Source organism: Castellaniella sp. (assembly GCF_049651205.1).
Classification (GTDB): domain Bacteria; phylum Pseudomonadota; class Gammaproteobacteria; order Burkholderiales; family Burkholderiaceae_B; genus Castellaniella.
Genome location: NZ_JBASBR010000004.1, coordinates 481,029 through 501,716 on the forward strand (window position 1 = coordinate 481,029; position 20,688 = coordinate 501,716).

Annotated in this window: 18 protein-coding genes; 4 read left to right on the forward strand and 14 right to left on the reverse strand. The window is 58.6% G+C overall.

The genetic code is table 11. The features are described 5' to 3' along the window. Window positions 1-9 precede the first annotated feature (9 nt). From WA928_RS03395 to WA928_RS03405, 3 genes are read left to right on the forward strand one after another with little or no spacing between them, the layout of a single operon-like run. Complete coding sequence (locus tag WA928_RS03395; protein ID WP_424299627.1) at window positions 10-1,023, forward strand: COX15/CtaA family protein; 1,014 nt, start codon at window positions 10-12, stop codon at window positions 1,021-1,023. A gap of 9 nt (window positions 1,024-1,032) precedes the next feature. Further along, window positions 1,033-1,944 carry a heme o synthase gene (gene cyoE / locus WA928_RS03400; RefSeq protein ID WP_350380105.1) on the forward strand — a complete coding sequence of 304 codons (912 nt, stop codon included), beginning with the start codon at window positions 1,033-1,035 and terminating at the stop codon, window positions 1,942-1,944. 50 nt (window positions 1,945-1,994) lie between these two features. Further along, window positions 1,995-2,603, forward strand: coding sequence for an SCO family protein (locus WA928_RS03405; RefSeq protein ID WP_350380107.1), 609 nt, complete (start codon window positions 1,995-1,997; stop codon window positions 2,601-2,603). Here WA928_RS03405 and WA928_RS03410 read toward each other — a convergent pair. The 14 genes from WA928_RS03410 to WA928_RS03475 form a co-directional block, all read right to left on the reverse strand. Then, window positions 2,587-5,295 (reverse strand): cation:proton antiporter, encoded by a 2,709-nt coding sequence (locus WA928_RS03410; protein WP_424299514.1) that lies wholly within the window; start codon window positions 5,293-5,295, stop codon window positions 2,587-2,589. The two genes, WA928_RS03405 and WA928_RS03410, sit on opposite strands and share 17 nt — an antisense overlap. Window positions 5,296-5,575: 280 nt before the next feature. After that, window positions 5,576-6,481 (reverse strand): RNA polymerase sigma factor RpoH, encoded by a 906-nt coding sequence (gene rpoH, locus WA928_RS03415; protein ID WP_424299517.1) that lies wholly within the window; start codon window positions 6,479-6,481, stop codon window positions 5,576-5,578. Window positions 6,482-6,608: 127 nt separating this feature from the next. Then, window positions 6,609-7,463, reverse strand: a complete 855-nt coding sequence (locus WA928_RS03420; RefSeq protein ID WP_424299520.1) for an endonuclease/exonuclease/phosphatase family protein — start codon at window positions 7,461-7,463, stop codon at window positions 6,609-6,611. Between the two features lie 17 nt (window positions 7,464-7,480). Continuing rightward, entirely contained in the window at window positions 7,481-9,271 is a 1,791-nt protein-coding gene (aspS, locus tag WA928_RS03425; RefSeq protein ID WP_424299523.1) for an aspartate--tRNA ligase, read from the reverse strand. A 36-nt stretch (window positions 9,272-9,307) separates the two neighbouring features. Beyond that, on the reverse strand, window positions 9,308-9,958 hold the full coding sequence (locus WA928_RS03430) for a DUF502 domain-containing protein (protein ID WP_424299526.1): 651 nt from the start codon (window positions 9,956-9,958) through the stop codon (window positions 9,308-9,310). 17 nt (window positions 9,959-9,975) lie between these two features. Then, window positions 9,976-10,347: an FmdB family zinc ribbon protein gene (locus WA928_RS03435; protein ID WP_424299529.1), complete on the reverse strand. Its 372-nt coding sequence runs from the start codon at window positions 10,345-10,347 to the stop codon at window positions 9,976-9,978. A gap of 56 nt (window positions 10,348-10,403) precedes the next feature. Continuing rightward, window positions 10,404-11,675 carry a putative Na+/H+ antiporter gene (locus WA928_RS03440; RefSeq protein WP_424299532.1) on the reverse strand — a complete coding sequence of 424 codons (1,272 nt, stop codon included), beginning with the start codon at window positions 11,673-11,675 and terminating at the stop codon, window positions 10,404-10,406. A 102-nt stretch (window positions 11,676-11,777) separates the two neighbouring features. Further along, window positions 11,778-13,394: a GMC family oxidoreductase gene (locus tag WA928_RS03445; protein WP_424299535.1), complete on the reverse strand. Its 1,617-nt coding sequence runs from the start codon at window positions 13,392-13,394 to the stop codon at window positions 11,778-11,780. Window positions 13,395-13,554: 160 nt separating this feature from the next. Next, window positions 13,555-14,133, reverse strand: a complete 579-nt coding sequence (locus tag WA928_RS03450) for a DJ-1/PfpI family protein (protein WP_350380245.1) — start codon at window positions 14,131-14,133, stop codon at window positions 13,555-13,557. Between the two features lie 41 nt (window positions 14,134-14,174). Continuing rightward, a complete protein-coding gene (locus WA928_RS03455; protein WP_424299538.1) occupies window positions 14,175-14,561 on the reverse strand; it encodes a ribbon-helix-helix domain-containing protein in 387 nt (128 codons plus the stop codon). A 115-nt stretch (window positions 14,562-14,676) separates the two neighbouring features. Further along, entirely contained in the window at window positions 14,677-16,245 is a 1,569-nt protein-coding gene (locus WA928_RS03460) for a GMC family oxidoreductase (protein WP_424299541.1), read from the reverse strand. Window positions 16,246-16,325: 80 nt separating this feature from the next. Beyond that, on the reverse strand, window positions 16,326-16,892 hold the full coding sequence (locus WA928_RS03465; protein ID WP_424299544.1) for a tat (twin-arginine translocation) pathway signal sequence: 567 nt from the start codon (window positions 16,890-16,892) through the stop codon (window positions 16,326-16,328). Window positions 16,893-17,096: 204 nt separating this feature from the next. Beyond that, window positions 17,097-18,023 (reverse strand): 4-hydroxybenzoate octaprenyltransferase, encoded by a 927-nt coding sequence (gene ubiA, locus WA928_RS03470; protein ID WP_424299630.1) that lies wholly within the window; start codon window positions 18,021-18,023, stop codon window positions 17,097-17,099. A 41-nt stretch (window positions 18,024-18,064) separates the two neighbouring features. Further along, a complete protein-coding gene (locus WA928_RS03475; RefSeq protein ID WP_424299547.1) occupies window positions 18,065-19,276 on the reverse strand; it encodes a PLP-dependent aminotransferase family protein in 1,212 nt (403 codons plus the stop codon). A gap of 292 nt (window positions 19,277-19,568) precedes the next feature. Between WA928_RS03475 and WA928_RS03480 the strand changes: the two genes are divergently transcribed. Beyond that, window positions 19,569-20,688, forward strand: a 1,120-nt coding sequence (locus WA928_RS03480) for a methyl-accepting chemotaxis protein (protein ID WP_424299550.1), incomplete at its 3' end; no start/stop codon positions are given.

The window sequence follows — 20,688 nt, forward strand, 5'->3', positions numbered from 1 at the left end:
CCCAGAGGAATCCGAACCTACCGGACGCTTGTCTTTCTGGCTGCATTCCTGACATTCGATCTGATCATGTTTGGCGCCTTCGTGCGCCTGACCGACTCGGGCCTGGGCTGTCCCGACTGGCCCGGCTGCTATGGGCACTTCACGCCGCTGGGGGCACACGCCTCTATTCAGCAAGCCCTCGAAGCCATGCCCTACGGCCCGGTCAGCGCGTTTCAGGCCTGGATCGAGATGATCCACCGCTATGCGGGGGCCATCCTGGGCATGCTGATCATCGGCTTTATGGTTCTGGCCTGGCGTCTGCGACGCAGCCTGCCCTATCGCCCCACGCTGGCAACCGTGATTTTTGGACTGGTGTGCCTGCAAGGGGCTTTTGGCGCCTGGACAGTCACCCATCGCCTGATGCCCGTGGTGGTGACCACGCACCTGGTGTTGGGCATGAGCCTTCTGGCCATGCTGACCTGGCTGGCAGCTCGCGAAAAATCACACGCGGCAGTACCAGCACACGCCGGTAACGGCCGTATCTGGATGGTATTGGGCTTTGTCGTACTATTTTTGCAGCTGGCCCTGGGTGGTTGGGTAAGCACCAACTATGCAGCGCTGGCCTGCATGGATTTCCCCACCTGCCATGGCGCCTGGCTACCCACCATGGACTTTGACAGCGGCTTTGCATTGCTGCGCGGCCTGGGCCAGGCCTCCTCGGGCGAAATCATCAGCCAGGACGCCCTGACGGCCATCCACTGGACACATCGCAATTTCGCCTTTCTGGTCATTGCCCTGTTGGGTGTTCTGGCCTGGCGCTGGCGCCATACCTCCGGCCTGAAAGGCCCCGCACGTGCCCTGCTGGCACTGCTGGCACTGCAATTGCTTACCGGCCTCACCACGATTTTCTTCCAATGGCCGCTACTGATTGCCGTGATCCACAATGGCGGGGCAGCCGCTTTGGTACTGGTCAGCACCACACTGCTGTGGCGTCTGTCCCGAGCAGGGAAACCCCCTAGCGGCAGAGGCCATCAACACGCCTAGAATGACACCATGACAAGCACCACCGCCAACCCGCATTCCTCTTCACCTTCGCTGCTGCATCAATATCTGGTGCTTACCAAACCACGCGTCACCCAGCTGGCCGTGTTTTGCGCCGTTATCGGCATGTTTCTGGCAGTGCCCGGCCTGCCCGATCTCCTGCGCGTTGCAGCCGCTACCGCGGGTATCTGGCTGCTGGCTGCAGCGGCATTTTCAGTCAATTGCCTGATCGAGCGCGAAACCGATGCCCGCATGCGGCGCACGGCCCGGCGTGCCACGGCATCTGGCGAAATCACCCCCAATCAGGTGCTGCTGATGGCCGGTGTGCTGGGCGGCGCGGGCATGTTCATTCTCAATATGTGGGTCAATGCCCTCACCATGTGGCTTACGTTTGCCACTTTTGTGGGCTATGCCCTTATCTACACCGCCATCCTCAAGCCGCTTACCCCGCAAAACATTGTCATCGGGGGCTTCTCGGGTGCCATGCCGCCGGCGCTGGGCTGGGCTGCCATGGCCGATGCCGTACCCGCCGAGGCCTGGATTCTTGTCCTCATCATCTTCATCTGGACACCACCCCACTTCTGGGCGCTGGCCCTGTATCGCCACCACGACTACGAAGAATCCGGCCTGCCCATGCTGCCGGTTACCCATGGGATGAATTTCACGCAGTTGCACGTCCTGCTCTACAGCGTCGTGCTGTTTGCCGCATCGCTGCTGCCGTATGTCATCCGCATGAGCGGCCCGGCCTATCTTGTCGCCGCCTGCCTGCTCAGTGGCTACTTCGTCTGGCAGTCCTGGGGGGTGTATCGCCACTATTCCGACGCCAGAGCGCGTAAACTGTTCTGGTACTCGATTTTGTATCTGGCGCTGCTTTTTGCAGCACTGCTTCTGGATCACTGGGTCGGGTTGGCACTGGCAACCTAACCCTCTGCGTCCTCGGGGCCAGCCCAGCCCCCTGGCCACATAGGTAATGTATGTCTGTCTCTTTTTTACCTGCCCGCCGCACCGTGCTGGCAGGCTTGCTTGCAAGCGTTCCATTGGCCCTGCTGGGCTGCTCTTCCGAAGCCAAACCCCTGCCCTTCGAGGGCAGCGACATCACCGGTACCCACTTGGGCCGCGATCTCGACATGACCGACACCCATGGTCAGCACAAAACACTGGCCGATTTTTCCGGCAAGGTGCTGATGGTGTTCTTTGGCTACACGCAATGCCCCGATGTCTGCCCCACAGCCATGGCACAGGCGGCACAGGCACTGCAACTGCTGGGCAAAGACGCCAGCAAGGTGCAGGTCATCATGATTTCTGTGGATCCCGCCCGCGACACCCCGCCGGTGCTGCAAGCCTATGTGCAGGTATTTGATCCCAATTTCATTGGCCTTACCGGCACGCCAGAGCAACTCGAGAAAACCGCGCGGTCATTTAAGGCGTTTTACGCCAAAGAAGCCGGGCCAACCCCCGAGCAATACGCCATGAACCACTCGTCGGCGTTTTACCTGATGGATATTCAGGGCGAAGCCCGTGCGCTGCTGGGGCCTTCGTTAACCCCCGAAGACATGGCTCACGACATCAAGCTTTTGCTGTAGTGCCTGCCGCATCGTCTGCCGCCGGCGGCTCTGTCGTCAAGCGCTCGGACGGTACCTCTTTTGCCAGTGCTTCTTCTGACAGTACATCTTTGGCCACAGATGTGTCTGTATCCGCGGCCGCGGCAAGCAGCACTTCCTCACCCTCAATGTTTGTAGCGGCCACCGCCGTTAAATCTGGCAAGGGCTCATGTTGCCGCTCACCCGACTGAAACTGCTGCCAGACCTCAACCGCCCGCATACGCTGACGCACGATTGCATCGATCTTGTCACGCAAATCAGGAAAACGCGCCAGCAGTTTCTTGAAATCGCGCTCGTGCAGCATCAACAAGCGGCTATAGCCCAAAGAGCGGACTCGTGCCTGAAAATCATGATCCATGGCCAAGGCCATCTCGCCAAAGATCTGACCACTGCCAAGCTCTGCGGTGGTGTTATCGGGTAAATCCAGCACTACGGCCCCGGATGCCACAAAGTACATGGCGCGGCTGCGTCCCACCCGCGTGGGGATATCTTGCCCGGGAAACGCCAAGCGTGGCTTCAGCACCTTGCAGATGGCAGATCTGGTTGCGTCGTCCAACCCCTCAAAGAAGCTCACCCGCTCAACTAACGCCTCCGCAGCCAAGGCAATATCCAGGGCACCATGCTTTTCAAGGGGGGCCCAACGGGTTTCCACCTGCTTGACAAGATCGGAATAGGTTTCGCCACTGATCAGGTTTTGCGCCAACATGTCGCGATAACGTATGCGCTCCATTGATCGCGCCATCCGTGCCAGATAGGCCTCTTGCAAATGCTGGGCATAGCCTGGATACTGCAAGGTCATGGCCTGCAGCGCGCCCTCCAGCAAAGCTAACCGCCGTCGATGTGCGGCGATGATAATCTTGGTTACGTCAGGCCCCAGCAAAGGCTGCACGTCATCACGCGCAAAGCGGATCAGACGGTGCGCGACAGCCCACTTGCACATCAGATTGGTAAAGCGCTGCGCCAGCGCCTGAGCCAGCCAAAAAGGCCGGCCAGTAATATGATGCAACCGAAGCCCGACCCGCAATGCTGTCGCATATCGCAAGTCGCCCTCCAACGCGGATTCGAAGCCAGCCAGGCCGCCCGTGCGCACGGCATCCCCCATGCGTTCTGCCCGGGCCAGAAGGGATTCTGCCGTACGCCAATCCACCACCTGTGCCTTGAGTGTCTCGAAAAACATCTCTTCCTCGCGGCCAGCCAGAATACCCATCCCCACAGTCACTTTTTGCTCTTGGGTGAGCTGATGCACCTGTGCCGTGTCTATCCCCGCCTGGCTGGCATCAAAGACAGCACTCAGGCGGTCGAGCACCTCTTGCCCGATATGCTCATTGCGCCCGATTTCATCGATACGCTCACGCAGGGCTTCAAGCTCGACAATCTGGGCCTGGTCGCGCAAGGTGCGATCGACCACCGACAGTTGATCCAAGCCCAGCCGGGCGATCAGGGGCCGCAAGGTAAGCCCATTGATGAAAAGCGTCATCAACACGAAACCGGTGGTGACCACCGCAATAAACTGACGCGCCTCGTGCGGCACGGCTGGCTGCTCGGTAACCGCCAAAGCCAAAGCCAGCGACACCGCACCACGCAAGCCACCCAGCAGCATCACTGCCCGGTAGGCGGGGCTCACCTGTGTGCTTAAACGCAGGCGCCCCAGCAAGGGCAGCAATCCATACACCATCACGGCACGGGCAAACAGGGTTGCCACAAACACCACCAGGATAAGAAAGACTTGCATCCAGGTGATCTCCGCCATCATCCGCGGGATCAGCATGGCGGCAAACAGAAAGATCAGCGAATTGGCCCAAAAGCCAAACTGTGCCCAGGCTCCTTCCAACTGTTCAAAGGTGGTGGGAGACATCCGTGTACGGCCATTTGACCCCACCACCAAACCGGCAATCACAGTAGCCACCACGCCCGAGACACCCAGGTAGTGCTCGGCGATAAAGAATGTGAGATAGGCCAATGCCACGGTAAGCGTCACTTCGGCCGCCGGCCAGCCCCGCAGCCAGCCAAACAGTGTTGTGGCCAGTCGCCCCATCGCAAAGCCAGCCAGGCCTCCGCCCACAAAGCTGAGCACAAAGCTGCGGGCCACTTGGGTCATGGAGACTTCGCCGCCTGTAAACATCACGCTGAGCAGCACCGAGTACAGTGCAATCGACGCGGCATCATTGAACAGGGACTCGCCCTCGACCAGCGTCGTGAGACGTCGCGGCGCCCCCACCTCGCGAAAGATCCCGACCACGGCCACAGGATCAGTTGTGGCAACAATAGCGCCCAGCATCAGGCAGACAATCAGCCCGTACTGTGAAATGGCCGAGATCGAAAAGCCCACCACCACGGTGCACACCACCACCGCAACAATCGCCATGACCAGAATCGGGCTGATGTCATCCATCAACCGCCGGATATTCATAGCCAGTGAAGTCTCAAAGAGCAGCACTGGCAGAAATACGTAGAGGAAGGTCTCGGACGAAATCTCGAAATGCTGGAGAGAATCGAGGAAATCCGCGACGACGCCAGGTGCCCAGCCATGTACGTGGATGATGACACCCAGCACAAACCCCACAATGGCCAGCAAAACTGAGTAAGGCAGGCGTAGACGCCCAGCCAGGGGTGGCATAAATGAAATAAGGGCCAGCAAGCCGGCCAGGCCAAAGACCAGAAGGCCTATTTTCATGATGACTGAACAGGTTTCGGTACGTCAGTATGCCACGAGGCACCACTGGGCAAAAAACAGGATGCCAAAAAGGCATCCTGTGAACATCCGGCCCGATAGAGAGGGGAAGAGGAGAAGCTGAACCGGACGACAGGCAGCGCACGGCCAGCAAGCCTGGCAACTGCCCATATCCAGTTAGTCTGGTGTCTGCCCGAAAGGTTCAGTGCTGTGCCCCATCAAGATGTAAATGGTCGTGACAGCGTCTGCGGCCTCAGGCCGAGCCAACTGCTGGGATATGCCCTCAGGCTGCCTGAAAATCAGGCTGCTGATCGGCCAGCGCCAAGCGCAGCTTTTTAAGTGCCGCGACCTCGATCTGGCGGACACGTTCGGCAGAGATGCCATACTGGGCAGCCAGCTCGTGCAAGGTGGCACCGCCGTCATCAGCCAGCCAACGAGACTTGACGATGTGCTGTGAGCGCTCGTCAAGCGTATCAAGCGCGTCTGCAAGACCCTGACTCTGCAAGGTATCCATGCTGCGGCGAGCCAACACCTGATCAGGGGCCTGAGAGACATCCGAGAGCCAGCCGATCGGTGCGAAATGGTCTTCGTCCCCTGCGGGTGCATCCAGGGCGCAATCGCCACCAGACAACCGGACTTCCATTTCGGCAACGTCTTCCTGGCGCACATTAAGCTCGCGGGCAATATCTTCCATCTGGTCTGGCGCCAGAGAGTGGCCATCCGGCCGCATACGCCGCAGATTGAAGAACAGCTTGCGCTGAGCCTTGGTGGTGGCAATCTTTACCAAACGCCAGTTACGAACCACGTATTCGTGGATCTCTGCGCGGATCCAGTGCACGGCAAAGGACACCAGACGCACTCCGCGATCGGGATCAAACCGGCGCACCGCTTTCATCAGCCCGATATTGCCCTCCTGAATGAGGTCGGCGTGTGCCAGACCATACCCCAGGTACTGACGCGCCACCGAAACCACCAGCCGCAGATGTGACAGGACAAGTTCTCGGGCTGCATCGAGATCGTTATTGTCGCGCAAGCGATGGCCGAGATCGGCTTCTTGCTGGGCGGACAACATCGGCAAACGGTTAACGGCACCAATGTAAGCTTCAATGGTGCCCAAAGCGCCTGGGTTGGAGATGGCCTGCGCAAGCTGGGCCGGCGCCAACACCAGGGAGGATGATGTGTGGCTCATGGGGTAATCCTTTGGGAGACGGGTTTTATGTTAGCACTCTATATGGTGGAGTGCTAATTTCCTTGCGATGTGAATTGGACAACAGGCAGACGGAGAAGTTCCGTTACCGGCGTGACGGCAAGCAGGGTCAGGGCAGTTCGAGATCCGCCACCAAGGGCGCGTGATCCGACAGCTTTTTCCAGGGGGCGCCATGCAGTACCCGCGCACGGCGCACGGCAAACCCACGCTGGTAGATGCGATCAAGGCGCAACCACGGAAACACCGACGGAAAGGTACGGGGCGGCGGCGTCAGGCGGGCAGAATGCCCTGACATCGACAGGGCTGGCGAGGGGCCTATCCGAGGCCCTGACAACCACGGCATCCTCAAGCGCAACTGTGCCACACGATGACGCAGACGATAGATTTCATCCGTGCCCTGAGGCGCGGCTGCAAACACCTCGACCAACCCCAGCTGCTGAACGAACAGAGGCGCCAGACGATTATTCCAATCATTGAAGTCTCCCGCAATGAGCAGGGGTTCATCATCAGGCACCAGACGAGAAATGCGGTCAGCCAGCGCCTGTACCTGGCGGGTTCGTCCGCCCGCCAGCAAGCCCAGATGCACCACGATGCAATGCACCCGTGACTGCTCGACCTGCACGACACCATGCAACAGCCCGCGCTGTTCAAGGCGGTGATCGGAAATATCCTGATTCTCGTGGTACAGAATGGGAAACCGCGACAACAGGGCATTGCCGTGGTCTGTCGCGGTACGGATGGCGTTACGGCCATATACGGCATCCATATGCATGGCTGCCGCCAGGGATTCGTGTTGCGCATCCAGGCTGCCCTGGCGCTGGTTGCGCCCCTGCACCTCTTGCAAAAACAGGAGATCGGGGCGCAGCCCGTAGAGCCCCAGCCGCAAATCTGAAAGCGACTCACGTCCACCCGAAGCCGAGCGCCCCTTGTGAATGTTATAGCTGATGACCCGTACAACTGCCATGGCCCGGTGCTCCTGGCTTACTTGGCCTCGGTCTGGCGCAGACGAATATGCAGTTCTCGAAGCTGTTTTTCGTCGACAGGAGACGGCGCCTGAACGAGAAGGTCCTGTGCTCGCTGAGTTTTGGGAAATGCGATGACGTCGCGGATGGAATCTGCGCCGGCCATCAGGGTAACCAGACGATCCAGACCGAACGCCAAGCCACCATGCGGCGGTGCGCCAAACTGCAGGGCATCCAGCAAGAAACCAAACTTGGCACGTGCTTCTTCTTCGTCGATCTTGAGCGCTTTAAACACCTTGGTTTGGACATCAGCACGGTGAATACGCTCGGAGCCACCACCGACTTCCCAGCCATTCATGACCATATCGTAGGCTCGGGCCAATGCCTTGCCGGGATCGGTTTCGAGGAAGTCTTCGTGGCCTGCCTTCGGGCAGGTAAACGGGTGATGCGCTGCGGTATAGCGGTTTTCGGCCTCGTCGTACTCGAACATGGGAAAATCCACCACCCAAAGCGGTTTCCAGCCGGCCTGGAACAGACCCTGCTGACGGCCAAACTCGCTAAGGCCGATTTTGACGCGCAAGGCACCAATGGCGTCGTTGACCACTTTGCTGCGATCGGCGCCAAAAAAGATGAGATCGCCATTTTGAGCACCGGTGCGCTGGATCAGACCTTGAAGCGCCTGGGCGTGGATATTTTTGACGATGGGCGACTGCAGGCCCTCGGGGATGGCCGAGGCGTCGTTGACCTTGATGTAGGCCAGGCCACGGGCACCATAGATACCAACAAACTGGGTGTAGGCATCGATTTCGCTGCGCGGCATGCTGGCACCTCCCGGCACCCGCAAGGCCACCACGCGGCAGGCCGGATCTTTGGCCGGGCCCGAGAACACCTTGAAATCCACATCCTGCATCAGGTCGGCCACATCAGTGAACTCGAGATTAATGCGCAGATCGGGTTTATCGGAGCCATAGCGACGCATGGCCTCGTCCCAGCCCATCACAGGGAAAGCCGGCAGGGCAACATCGAGCACCTGACGATAGATTTCGCGAACCATACCCTCGAAGATCTCACGGATCTCGACTTCGTTGAGGAAGGAGGTTTCACAGTCGATCTGGGTGAATTCGGGTTGCCGGTCGGCGCGGAGATCTTCGTCGCGAAAGCACTTGGTGATCTGGTAGTAACGATCGAAACCGGCGACCATCAACATTTGCTTGAACAACTGCGGCGACTGCGGCAGGGCAAAGAACTCGCCCGGATTGACGCGCGACGGCACCAGATAATCACGTGCACCTTCGGGGGTGCTGCGCGTGAGCATCGGGGTTTCGATGTCGATGAAGCCCAGCTTATCCAGATAGTTGCGCGCCACCATCGACACCCGATAGCGCAGCATCAGATTGCGTTGCATCTGCGGCCGGCGCAGATCAAGTACCCGGTGCGTCAGGCGCGTGGTTTCAGACAGATTGTCATCGTCCAGCTGGAACGGCGGGGTGACCGAAGGATTAAGGATTTCAAGCTCGCGGCAGAGAATCTCAACATCGCCCGATTGAAGATCGGGATTGCGCGTGCCCTCGGGGCGCATGCGCACCAGCCCCGTAATACGCAGGCAGTACTCGTTGCGGATACGTTCTGCTGTGCAAAATACAGCCTGATTGTCGGGATCAACCACGATTTGTGCCAGGCCGGCACGATCGCGCAGATCGATGAAGATCACGCCGCCGTGGTCGCGACGACGATGCACCCAGCCAAACAAAGTGACGGTCTGGTCGAGGTGGGATTTGGACACCTCACCGGTGTAGCAGGTACGGTTCAAGAAAAACTCCGGGAAATTTGAAAGCAATACTGCCGGTTAATGTGATGACAGAGACACGTCAGGCGTATCCGGGGGCAATGGCGTGCCAGGTTGAGGCAACACCGGCGGGGCGACGACACCCATCGACACGACGTACTTCAGGGCGGCATCCACAGACATCTCGAGCACCTGGACATCGCCACGCGGCATCATCAGAAAAAACCCCGACGTAGGATTTGGCGTGGTGGGAACATACACGCTGATGAAATCGTCAACCAGCCACTTCGAGACTTCTTCGCAGGGTGTGCCGGTAAGAAAGCCGATGGTCCAGGCACCCTGGCGTGGATACTGCACCAGCACTGCCTGTCTGAATGCCTGGCCGTTGGGCGCAAACACGGTATCGCTGACCTGTTTGACTGAATTATAAATGGAGCGCACCAACGGGATGCGACCCAACAGGGATTCCCAGCGGGACAAAATGGCACGGCCAATAAAATTGGCGCACAGCAGGCCTGTGATCAGGATGATCAACAGCACCAGAACGAGCTCGAAACCCGGAATAGCCACACCAAACAAAACTTCTGGCGACAAAAACGAAGGCACCAGAGAATCCAGGGTATTTGCCAGCATCAGCAGCACCCAGACGGTGATCACCAGAGGCAGCCAGATCAGCAGCCCGGTGACGAAATAGCGTTTGAAAAATCGCATGGGTCCTGTGACAGGCCTTAAGCCGGTGAGGCAGACGAACTGCCTGAAGAGGCCGTGCTGGCCGACGACGACGCAGTGCCGCCCGAAGACGCCGTGTTGGTTGCGCCCGTCGACGTCCCACTGGCGGGTGTGGTGTTTGAATTTCCGCCAGAGGCAGCATCTGAGTGGCTGGATGAGCCCAGCACGCCTTCGGAGTGCGACCCGGACTTACCGCGGAAATCGGTTTCGTACCAACCCGAGCCTTTGAGCCGGAAACCGGCTGCAGTCACTTGTTTTTCGTAGGTTTCCTGACCACAGGCCGGGCAGGTGCTCAGGCGTGGGTCAGAAATTTTCTGCAGCACGTCTTGCTGATGGCCACACTGGCTGCACCGGTAAACATAAATAGGCACAATCTTGTCCTGTAAATCTCAACTGCCTGAATTCTAGTCCTTTTTGCAAGGATTATTTAACTGAAGGCATTGGGCAGCATGAACATCACGGCTGCCACCAGCGTAGGAACAGCAGCTGACCCCAGCAGCTTCAGCGGCGAGATTGAACCATCGCTGAAGCAGCCTTTGAGAATTGAAAAGCCCGCCGGGTTAGGTGCATTGGCGATAACTGTCAGGCCGCCTCCGGTGACCGCACCCGCCACCAGCATATAGCGCCAAAGCTCATCGGTACCCTCGACCAGAGAGCCCAGATATGTCAGTGCGGCATTATCAGTAACCGCTGTGAGCGCTGTAGCGCCCACATACAGCGCCAGGGGCGACAGACCTGCCAGCAGATCCTGCAACCACCACTGCTGCAAACCGCCCAACACCACCAGACCGGCCAGAAAGAAGCCCACCATCAGCCCCTCACGCAAGAGCAGAGGCGACTGATGGCGCTTATAGGCATGGGCATAGCCCATAAAGAGCACCAGCAGCCCCAGGAAGATCTTGATGTGATGCGAAGACAGCACCACCGCCAGCAAAAAGAGTACATGGACGAGGATGACCGTGCGGGACACTGGCGGCCGGGTGTCGGCCGGCACACCGCCGATATCGCCATTGAGCAAAAAAGGACGGCAAATCCAGGTAAGCACCAGACCGTTGAACAGCACGGCCACAACAGCACGCCAGCCAAAATGGGTGGCCATGAAGGCCGTGTCCCAGCCAAACGTATTTGCCACCATCAAGACCGGAGGAGCCGCGTAAGCGGTTAACACACCACCAATCGAGACATTGACGAACAGCACCCCGATGGCCAGGTACTTGAAACCATCCTGCCCGGGACGACAAAAATACGCCTGGCGCAGCAGCAACGCAGCCAGCGTCATGGCGGCGGGTTCGGTGATCAGTGACCCCGATAGCGGCACAAGCGTCAGGATGACAAAGAAGCGAGAGAGTTCGTTGTTAATAGGCAACGCCCGAGCAACGACTTCCACCGCCATGCGGATCAACTCGATGATGGGCCGGCTGGCGGCCACCACCATGATCACAAACACAAAGGCGGGTTCGGTAAAGTTGCGTGTATCGAGATAGTCGACTGCACCCTTGACCCCAAGCGTGAGGGCCATCCAGACAAACAGCGCACAGGCCCAGACGCCAAACACGGCCTCGACTTCAGAGAGCATGTGCCACAAGCCAGCGTGGCGTCCACCCTTATTGGCGAGGCGCGCAAAGACGGGAACAGAAAATGTATGGATGATAGCAATGGCAAACAGTATGCTGGCCACGACTTCGGTGTGACTGACCATGTCCGAGTCCGGTAAAGGGGTGTCTTCGAATGACCTGTATTGCGAGGGACAACACAGGCACCACAGGATTGCCTGACGGCCTTTGGGTTTGCCAGGAGGGTGTCAGGCGCCGCTTAAAATCATGCGCGCGCCTTTTTCGGCGATCATGATGGTGGGCGAATTGGTATTGCCTGACGTGATCACTGGCATGATCGACGCATCGATCACCCGCAGGTTTTCGATACCCCGGACACGAAGCTGAGGATCGACCACCGCCAAAGGATCGACGCCCATTTTACATGTCCCGACGGGATGGAAAATGGTGGTGCCGATATCGCCCGCCGCGGATTCGAGCTGGGCCTGTGTTTGCACGGCTTCGCCAGGCAGGTACTCTTGCGGCTGATAGGGCGCCATGGCGGGCTGCGTCATGATGCGCCGGGTAAGGCGCAGGGCGTCGGCAGCCACGGCACGATCTTCAGAGGTTTGCAGATAATTGCACAGAATATCGGGGTGATCGGCCACATTGGGCGAGGTAATACGCACATACCCCCGGCTGCTGGGTTGCAGATTGCAGATAGATGCCGTGAGCGCCGGAAACCGGTGCAGAGGATCGCCAAATTTATCCAGCGACAAGGGCTGCACGTGGTATTCGAGATTGGCCCGCGTCCGAGACGCATCAGAACGCGCAAACGCCCCCAGCTGAGACGGCGCCATGGATAACGGACCACGGCGAAACAGGGCATATTGCAACCCCATATATACCTTGCCCCACCAGGCATTGGCCAGGGTATTGAGTGTCATTCCCTTGGACAAGCGATAGATCATGCGCAGCTGCAGGTGATCTTGCAGGTTTTCGCCCACCCCGGGAAGATCGTGCACCACTGGAACCCCCAGCTGGCGCAGGCGCTCTGCGGGCCCGACCCCCGACACCTGCAGCAATTGCGGTGAGCCAATAGACCCAGCCGCGAGGATGAGCTCGCGCCCCGCCACGGCATGGCGGCGCTGGCCATCTTGCACAAACGCTACGCCGGTAGCACGGCGCCCGGAGAACTCGATGCGCTCGACGCGGGCACCGGTAAGCACCTGCAGATTGGCGCGGTTCATGACGGGGTGCAAAAATGCCTTGGCTGCGTTCCAGCGCACACCACGCCGCTGATTGACTTCGAAATAATTGCAGCCTTCGTTGTCGCCCCGGTTGAAATCGGGCGTGCGCTGGATGCCGGCCTGTGCCGCCGCATCACGAAACGCGTCGAGTACAGCCCAACGCAAACGCTGGGACTCTACCCGCCAGGTACCCGAGGCTCCGTGGAACTCGCTTTCACCACCGTAGTGGTCTTCGACATCCCGAAACAGCGGTAATACATCCTGCCAGCTCCAACCCGGATTACCGAGCGACTGCCAGTGGTCGTAATCGGCAGCTTGCCCGCGCAGGTACAACATGCCGTTGATGGAAGACGACCCGCCCAGCACACGCCCGCGTGGATAACCCAAAGAGCGGTAATTGAGGCCGGGATCGGGTTGTGTGTGATAGCACCAATCGGTGCGCGGATTGCCGATGCAGTACAGATACCCCACCGGGATGTGGATCCAGCGCCAATCATCCGGACCACCGGCTTCGATCAGCAGCACACGATGCTGTTTGGAAAGGCGATTGGCCAACAGGCAACCTGCCGATCCGGCCCCAACAATGACGTAATCGAACTGAAGCGTTGTTTCTGGTGCAGACGAACTGCTGGACATGCGAATGTCTCCTGGATGGGCCATACAAAGGGCCTGATCTTTTTTATGGATCAGTCTAGCCTCAATTACCAGCCCACGCCAAGCTCGTTATGAGAGAAGACACCGATGAATGCCCATGCCAGACGGGTGCCGGCCAGACGGCGGCACCCGTAACAAACACCTAGTGCGAGATGCGCGTACCCAGCACCGCCAGGAACTGCGCCAGCCAGGCAGGATGGGCCGGCCAGGCGGGTGCGGTTACCAAGTGCCCATCGGTGTGCGCCTGGTCGATGCCGATCTCGGCATACGTGCCCCCCGCCAGACGAACTTCGGGTGCGCAGGCGGGATACGCCGAGCAGGTACGCCCCTTGAGGATGCCAGCCGCCGCAAGAATCTGCGCACCATGACAGATCGACGCAATGGGCTTTTTGGCTGCATCAAACGCCCGCACCATATCCAGCAATTTGTCATTCAGGCGCAGGTATTCGGGGGCGCGCCCGCCGACAATCACCAGGCCATCGTAGTGCGCAACGTCTACTTGGTCGAAATCGGCATTGAGCGTGAAATTATGCCCACGCTTCTCGCTATAGGTTTGTGCACCTTCGAAATCATGGATGGCCGTGGCAATGGTGTCTCCGGATTTCTTGCCCGGACATACCGCATGCACTGTGTGGCCCACCGCCTGCAGGGCCTGAAAAGGCACCATGGTTTCGTAATCTTCGGCGTAATCACCCACCAGCATCAATAGTTTCTTGGCCATCATGATCTCCTTGAAATTTGAAGCATTGCAAGAATGAAAAATTAATCGTCCCAGCCCAAAGTGCGCCCAGCTACGGGCATCGCGGCCAGCACATCCGTACCCACACGCTGAACCTCGGGGACAGACGCCGAGCGCTCGAGCACCCGGCCGGCATCACGGATCGAGCGGCAGCGCAGCTCGAAATACCGCAAACAGGTAACCCGCAGGAAAGAGGCAAAATTGGCGACCTCGTGACCACTGGCAAACACCTCGTCATGCAGCCGGGAAATCAGCTGATTGGTGGTGACGCTTTCTTCGTGAGCCATCTGGGACAGAATATCCCAGAAGAGATTTTCCAGCTTGATGCTGGTGACTACGCGATCGATGCGCACAGACCGGCTGCGTGATTCGTAGAGAATCGGATCTGTGCTGGAATAGATGTGACACATGTCGCCTCCTGCTCGGAAAACACTTCGCCTGACCACTCTATACATGCGATTGCTACGTTAAAGCTATCCGTCATATTGCCGGACAAGCCTTGCGACAGGCCCGGCAACACCCACATCAAAGCTCTTTGCGAGCCATGCGATCCGCAATGTGCTCGGCCTGCCGGATTGCCAGAGACACGATGGTCAGCGTCGGGTTTTCCGCGCCGCTGGTGGTGAACTGGCTACCGTCCGAGATATACAGATTGGGAACTTCATGCGCCCGCCCATGCGGATCACACACACCGTCTTCGGCTTTTTGGCTCATGCGGCATGTTCCCAGATTATGCGTGGAGGGATACGGCGGCGTCCGGAAGGTTCGGGTAGCCCCCGCAGCCTTGTACATGGCCTCGCTCTGACGGAAAGCATGATCACGCATGGCCACATCGTTGGCATGATCATCGTAATGCACATTGGCCACAGGCAGGCCAAATTGATCCTTGACCGCCGAATTGAGCGTGATGCGATTGGACGCCTGAGGCAGGTCTTCGCCCACGATCCACAGGCCGGCTGTCCGGGTGTAATCATCCATAAAGCCGGCAAACCCTTGCCCCCAAGCACCCGGATCCAGGAAGGCCGCATAAAACGACAGCCCCAGGCTGATGGTCTCAAGCTCGTAGCCGCCCACAAAACCACGATCCGGCTTATGGACAACCTCGTCCTGAACAATCCCCGCCATCGTGGTACCGCGATACATGTGGACGGGCTGGTCAAATACGGCATACACCGAGCCCGTGGTATGCCGCATGTAGTTGCGCCCCACTTGCCCCGACCCATTTGCCAGCCCGTGAGCGAACTTTGAGGATTCGGACAGCAGAAGCAACCGGGGACTTTCGATGGAGTTTCCGGCCACGCAAACCACCCGGGCCTTTTGGCGCTGCTCTTTACCATCGGCATCAAAATACACCACACCGCTGATGTGGCCCTTTGCATCGTGCTCGATGCGTGACACATGGCAGCCCGTGCGCAGCTCGAGCTTGCCGGTGGCTTCAGCCTTGGGGATTTCTGTGTAGAGCGTAGACCACTTGGCTGCCGACTTGCACCCCTGAAAGCAGAAGCCCTGCTGGATACAGGCGCCCCGACCATCATAAGGAACACTGTTAATCGCCATATGGCCCGTACTAACCTCTTTGTAGCCCAGCTTGGTAGCCCCGTTGTACATCACCTTGAAGTTATTGTTGCCCGGCAAGCCAGGCAGGCCGTTGGTACGGGTAACACCCATCTTTTTCTCGGCACGCTCGTAGTAGGGATCCATTTCTTCGCGCGTCACCGGCCAATCGAGGAGATTGGCCCCCTGTATATCCCCGTAGGTGCTCTTGGTCTTGAATTCGTGCGCTTGCAGGCGCAGCGATGCCCCGGCCCAGTGGGTTGTGGTACCGCCCACTGTTTTGCAGATCCAGGCCGGAAGCCCGGGGAAATCACGGGCAATGCGCCAGGATCCCGAAGTGGTCCGGGGTTCAAGCCAGGCCAGTTGATTGAAGGACTCCCATTCGTCCTGAATAAAGGTGGCCGGGCTTTGCCGCTCTCCTGCCTCCAGGATCACCACCTGCACACCTTTCTGACAGAGTTCGTTGGCAAGCGTACCGCCGCCCGCACCCGACCCAATAATCACCACCACGCTGTCGTCGCTTTGTTGATACTTGGCCATATTGCCCCCACAAAGTTGTGTTCAATGTGTCGCGCATCACACCTTGGGCAAAACAATGCCCTTGGGTTATCACCGCATGCTCAGGAATTGAAAGGCGGTGGGCTGGCTGATGCGGGAGGATCCGGCAGCCAGGTAAGGTCGTTGAAGCCCCGCTTGATGTAGCCACCCTTGGACCAGGACTCACCTTGATAACCAAAATGCTTGTAGGCCATCTGGTTGTCGTATAGAGAGGTAATGCATTGCCCGCGTACTTTCTGGAAGAACGCATCGGACTGCATGGCGGTGAGGATATCCAGTTGCTTGTCGGCGGGTGCTTTTAACCAGTTGCCCCCTGCCCGCTTGTCCAGCGCAGCCACGCCATCGCTTACCAGGGTATGAACCTTGTCATCCCGGCTAGCCTCATCAAGGTCTTTGACAAGAATTGCATAGACGGCATCTGGCAGGTCTTTGTGGGGATACAGCCGTTTGGCCATCGTCAGCAGCGTATCGGCCTGATGCTGGTTGAGCGTGTGAACTTCGAGGGCCCAGACTCTGGAAGGGGCTAGTGCCGCCAGCAAGGTACCGCTGGTGAGTACGCCTGTCAGTACGACAGCACCCTTGAGGAATGTTCGCCTGGAATGATGGCGAATAATCACGGGTTGTTCCATTTTTGTCTCCCGGTTTATGTGGGATGCCACCCACGGAGGGCGGGCCATACACCTTGATGCAACACCAATCGGCCGGATTCAGGTGCCCGGCTTTGCTCGATATGGTGTGTTCATTATGGTGCGGGAGAAACAGCCCCGGGTAACAGCGGGCTGCTACATGACAAAAAATTGGAATCAGACTGGCGGAATATCAGGCCGGAAAAACTAGGCTGGCAGCACGGTTCCGGCCAACGCAGCCACAATCAGCAGGACCCCCACCTGCATGTTGGAGCGAAAAATCCGCAGGCCGCGTTCGGGGTGCTGCACATCAAAATGAACCATCTGCCAAACAAAATGGCCACTGATCACTGCCATCACCACGTAATAAGGCCAGTTCATGCCCATGCCCCAGCCGGCGGCAAACCACAGCGCGGCCGTGGCGGCATAAAACCCGCTGATCCATGCGCGGCCATGGTTGCCAAACCACATGGCCACGGATTTGAGCCCCAGCATGCGGTCGTCACGCAAATCAATGTAGGCATATACCGCGTCGTAACCGATTTGCCACAGCACCGCCCCTACCCACATGGCCACGCCATACCAGGGGAGGATATCGCGGGTGTCTGTCCAGGCCATCAGCATGCCCCAATTAAACGCCATCCCCAGCACGGCCTGGGGCCAGTAGGTAAACCGTTTACACAGCGGATAAATAACCACCAGCGGCACCAGCACCAGCGCCAGCCAGCGGCTGTATGCATTAATCGCCAGCAGCATAACGGCACTGATGAGCAACTGGGCCAGCACAAACCACAAGGCTGCCCGCAGGCTGAGCTGCCCACTGGTCAGCGGGCGAAACCGGGTGCGCTCAACCTGGTAATCAAAATTGCGATCAAAAATATCATTGAACGTACACCCCACCCCACGCATCAACAGCGCGCCCAGTGAAAAAATCATCAGACGCCATACCGTGGGCCAACCATCGGCCGCCTGCACCAAAGCCGCCAGCGCGGGCAGCAAAGTAAGCCAGGTACCCACAGGGCGATCCAGCCGGCACAGGCGCGCATAAGGCCCCCAGGCAGGCGGTAAAAACCGCGCCACCCAGTCGTCCTGCCGCATATCAGACAGATCTGGCAGGGCGCCTGGTGCGGGCATATTGCCGGCGGTTTTTGGGGCTTGAGATGGCTGGGTGTCGCTCATGCAGCGGCCTGAGCAGGCCCGATGAGTTCTCCCAGCACTTGCACGCCTTGGCGGATAAGGTCTTCGGGCACGGTGACGAAGCTGAGCCGCAAGGTGTTGGCAGGTGCCTGCACGCCGGCGTAAAACGGCGCACCCGGCACAAAGGCGACATTGCGAGCGATGGCGCGCGACAGAAGCTCGGTAGTATCGATACCAGAGCGCAAGGTAACCCAGATGAACATACCGCCATCTGGTGTCGTCCAGGAGGCATCTGCCGGAAAGTACTGCCGGAGGGCATCGAGCATATAGCCGCATTGCCGCTGATACAGGGCCCGCACCTTGGGCAGGTGAGCCTTCAGGAAGCCATGACGGATGGTTTCGAACACCGCCATCTGTGTGACCGAGGCCGTATGCAGATCAGTGGCTTGCTTGATCTGCACCAGCTTGCTGATGATTTCGCGCGGTGCCACAACATAGCCCAGGCGCATGCCAGGCGCCAGCACCTTGGAAAACGTACCCAGGCGAATCACCGTTGCACCCACCGGCCGGCCCAGCTCAAGCAAGCCCGGTTGTGGCTCACCGGCATACCGAAGCTCGCCATAGGGATCATCCTCGATGATGGGCAGGCCTAACGTGGCGCAGCGTTGCACCAGCGCTTGTCGGCGGGCGAGATCGAGAGAGCGGCCGGTGGGGTTCTGGAAATTGGGCAGCACGTAAATAAAACGGGCACCCTGTGTGAGATCCGCGGTAAGGGATTCGGGGATCAGGCCGCCAGCATCGGTGGGCACCGACTGAAACTGAGGCTCAAACATCGAAAACGACTGCAATGCCCCTAGATAGCTGGGTGCTTCGACCAGTACGCGTGAGCCGGGATCGATAAACAGCTTGCCCAGCATATCCAGCGCCTGTTGCGACCCGGACACAATCAGCACTTCTTCGGGATCGATCGACACGCCCGGGCGTGAAAGGTCTTGAGCAACCCACTCGCGCAGTGGGGTATAGCCCTCGGTGCGGCCATATTGCAACGCCGTCGCCCCTTGCGTGGCCAAAACATGATCAAACGCCGCCCGCAGCTCGGGAATAGGGAACCCCTCGGGTGAAGGCAAACCGCCGGCAAAGGAAATCACCTCGGGACGCTCGGTGATTTTGAGAATCTCGCGAATGGCGGAACTGGTGAGTTGGGTAGCGCGCTTTGAAAACACGGTAGAGGTGGAATTAAATGTGTCCATGATGGAAGCCCGATTGAATGCCCGCCTTTTGAGCCGGCTAATTGGCGTTTGTCAATTAGCCTGGGTCTTCGGGCAGCCGGCGCAAATACACAGATTTATCCAGAGCAGACAAATCAAGCTGCTTATCTTAAAACAATTCAAGATTTAGGGGTTTCCCGCACTACCCGACGCGGCACATCAAGTTTGAAATAGCTGGTAACCGATTAAACAGAAGCGGTAACTGATTGCACCAGAACGTCACATGGTTGATCGGCACGGCATTTGGTATTTACTGACACCAGCAAGGGCACACATGAAAAACTTGAAGATTGGTACTCGGCTAGCCTTGGGTTTTGGCTTTGTCATTTTGATGTTGATCATCCTGACGACCATCAGCTTGTGGCGGATTTTCGACAGCAACGCCACCAGTACCTCCTTGCAAGCGCGTCAGCACAACAATGCCCTGATTCTGCAGTGGGCCCGCGAAACCGAGGTAAACAATAACCTCACCCTGGCCTCCACCAACATGAATGACCCCGAGGCTCAGAGCAAAGCCCGCAAGGCCCTTGAGGTCTCTGATCAACACCTCGACTCCCTGCACAAAGAGCTGGCCAAAGCCATCTCTTACCCACCGGCCCAGACACTGTACAAGCAAGCCGTGGCCGCCCAGGATGCGTATGCCGAAAAACGCAAAGAGGCCTTTAAGTGGCTCGAAAACTGGGAAGTTGGCAAGGCCAACACCTTTTTCAGCCACCAGATGCCAGAGCTGACTCAACAGATTACCGGCACGATCGACAAGCTCAGCACCATGCAAAATGGCCTCACCGAAGAAGTATTTGCCAAAACCTTCCATGACAATCGCCTGGGCATGCTTGTGCTGGGAGTGGTTGCCTTGCTGGCCCTGATCATCAGCCCCCTGATCGCCTGGCGTGTCACTCGCTCTGTCACCCACCCTATGCGCCAGGCCGTGCAATTGGCCGAATCCGTCTCCCACCGGGATCTCAGCCAGCATATTCATGCCCAGGGCACCGACGAAGTCGGACAGCTTTTGCGTGCACTGGATGCCATGGGTGACAACCTGCGCCAAGCTGTGGGCGAAGTGCGCAGCGGCGCCACTTCGATTGCCGCGGCCTCCGGCCAGATCTCCGCCGGTAACCTGGATCTGTCCTCGCGCACCGAGCAGCAGGCCAGCTCCCTGGCTGAAACCGCTGCCACCATGGAAGAAATCACCGCCACCGTGCGACAAAACGCCGACAGCACCCAGCAAGCCAACACCCTGGCCGCTGCCGCTGCCAAAACCGCCACGCAGGGCGGCTCGCTGGTGTCAGAGCTCGTGGGCACCATGGGCGAAATCAACAGCAAGTCGCAACAGGTGGCCGACATCATCGGCGTCATCGACTCCATCGCCTTCCAGACCAACATCCTGGCGCTTA

Coding starts and splice junctions, on each gene's coding strand:
- cyoE (WP_350380105.1), top strand. CDS start 1,033: ATGACAAGCACCACCGCCAACCCGCATTCCTCTTCACCTTCGCTGCTG.
- WA928_RS03405 (WP_350380107.1), top strand. CDS start 1,995: ATGTCTGTCTCTTTTTTACCTGCCCGCCGCACCGTGCTGGCAGGCTTG.
- WA928_RS03410 (WP_424299514.1), bottom strand. CDS start 5,295: ATGAAAATAGGCCTTCTGGTCTTTGGCCTGGCCGGCTTGCTGGCCCTT.
- rpoH (WP_424299517.1), bottom strand. CDS start 6,481: ATGAGCCACACATCATCCTCCCTGGTGTTGGCGCCGGCCCAGCTTGCG.
- WA928_RS03420 (WP_424299520.1), bottom strand. CDS start 7,463: ATGGCAGTTGTACGGGTCATCAGCTATAACATTCACAAGGGGCGCTCG.
- WA928_RS03430 (WP_424299526.1), bottom strand. CDS start 9,958: ATGCGATTTTTCAAACGCTATTTCGTCACCGGGCTGCTGATCTGGCTG.
- WA928_RS03440 (WP_424299532.1), bottom strand. CDS start 11,675: ATGGTCAGTCACACCGAAGTCGTGGCCAGCATACTGTTTGCCATTGCT.
- WA928_RS03445 (WP_424299535.1), bottom strand. CDS start 13,394: ATGTCCAGCAGTTCGTCTGCACCAGAAACAACGCTTCAGTTCGATTAC.
- WA928_RS03450 (WP_350380245.1), bottom strand. CDS start 14,133: ATGGCCAAGAAACTATTGATGCTGGTGGGTGATTACGCCGAAGATTAC.
- WA928_RS03455 (WP_424299538.1), bottom strand. CDS start 14,561: ATGTGTCACATCTATTCCAGCACAGATCCGATTCTCTACGAATCACGC.
- WA928_RS03460 (WP_424299541.1), bottom strand. CDS start 16,245: ATGGCCAAGTATCAACAAAGCGACGACAGCGTGGTGGTGATTATTGGG.
- WA928_RS03465 (WP_424299544.1), bottom strand. CDS start 16,892: ATGGAACAACCCGTGATTATTCGCCATCATTCCAGGCGAACATTCCTC.
- ubiA (WP_424299630.1), bottom strand. CDS start 18,023: ATGCCCGCACCAGGCGCCCTGCCAGATCTGTCTGATATGCGGCAGGAC.
- WA928_RS03475 (WP_424299547.1), bottom strand. CDS start 19,276: ATGGACACATTTAATTCCACCTCTACCGTGTTTTCAAAGCGCGCTACC.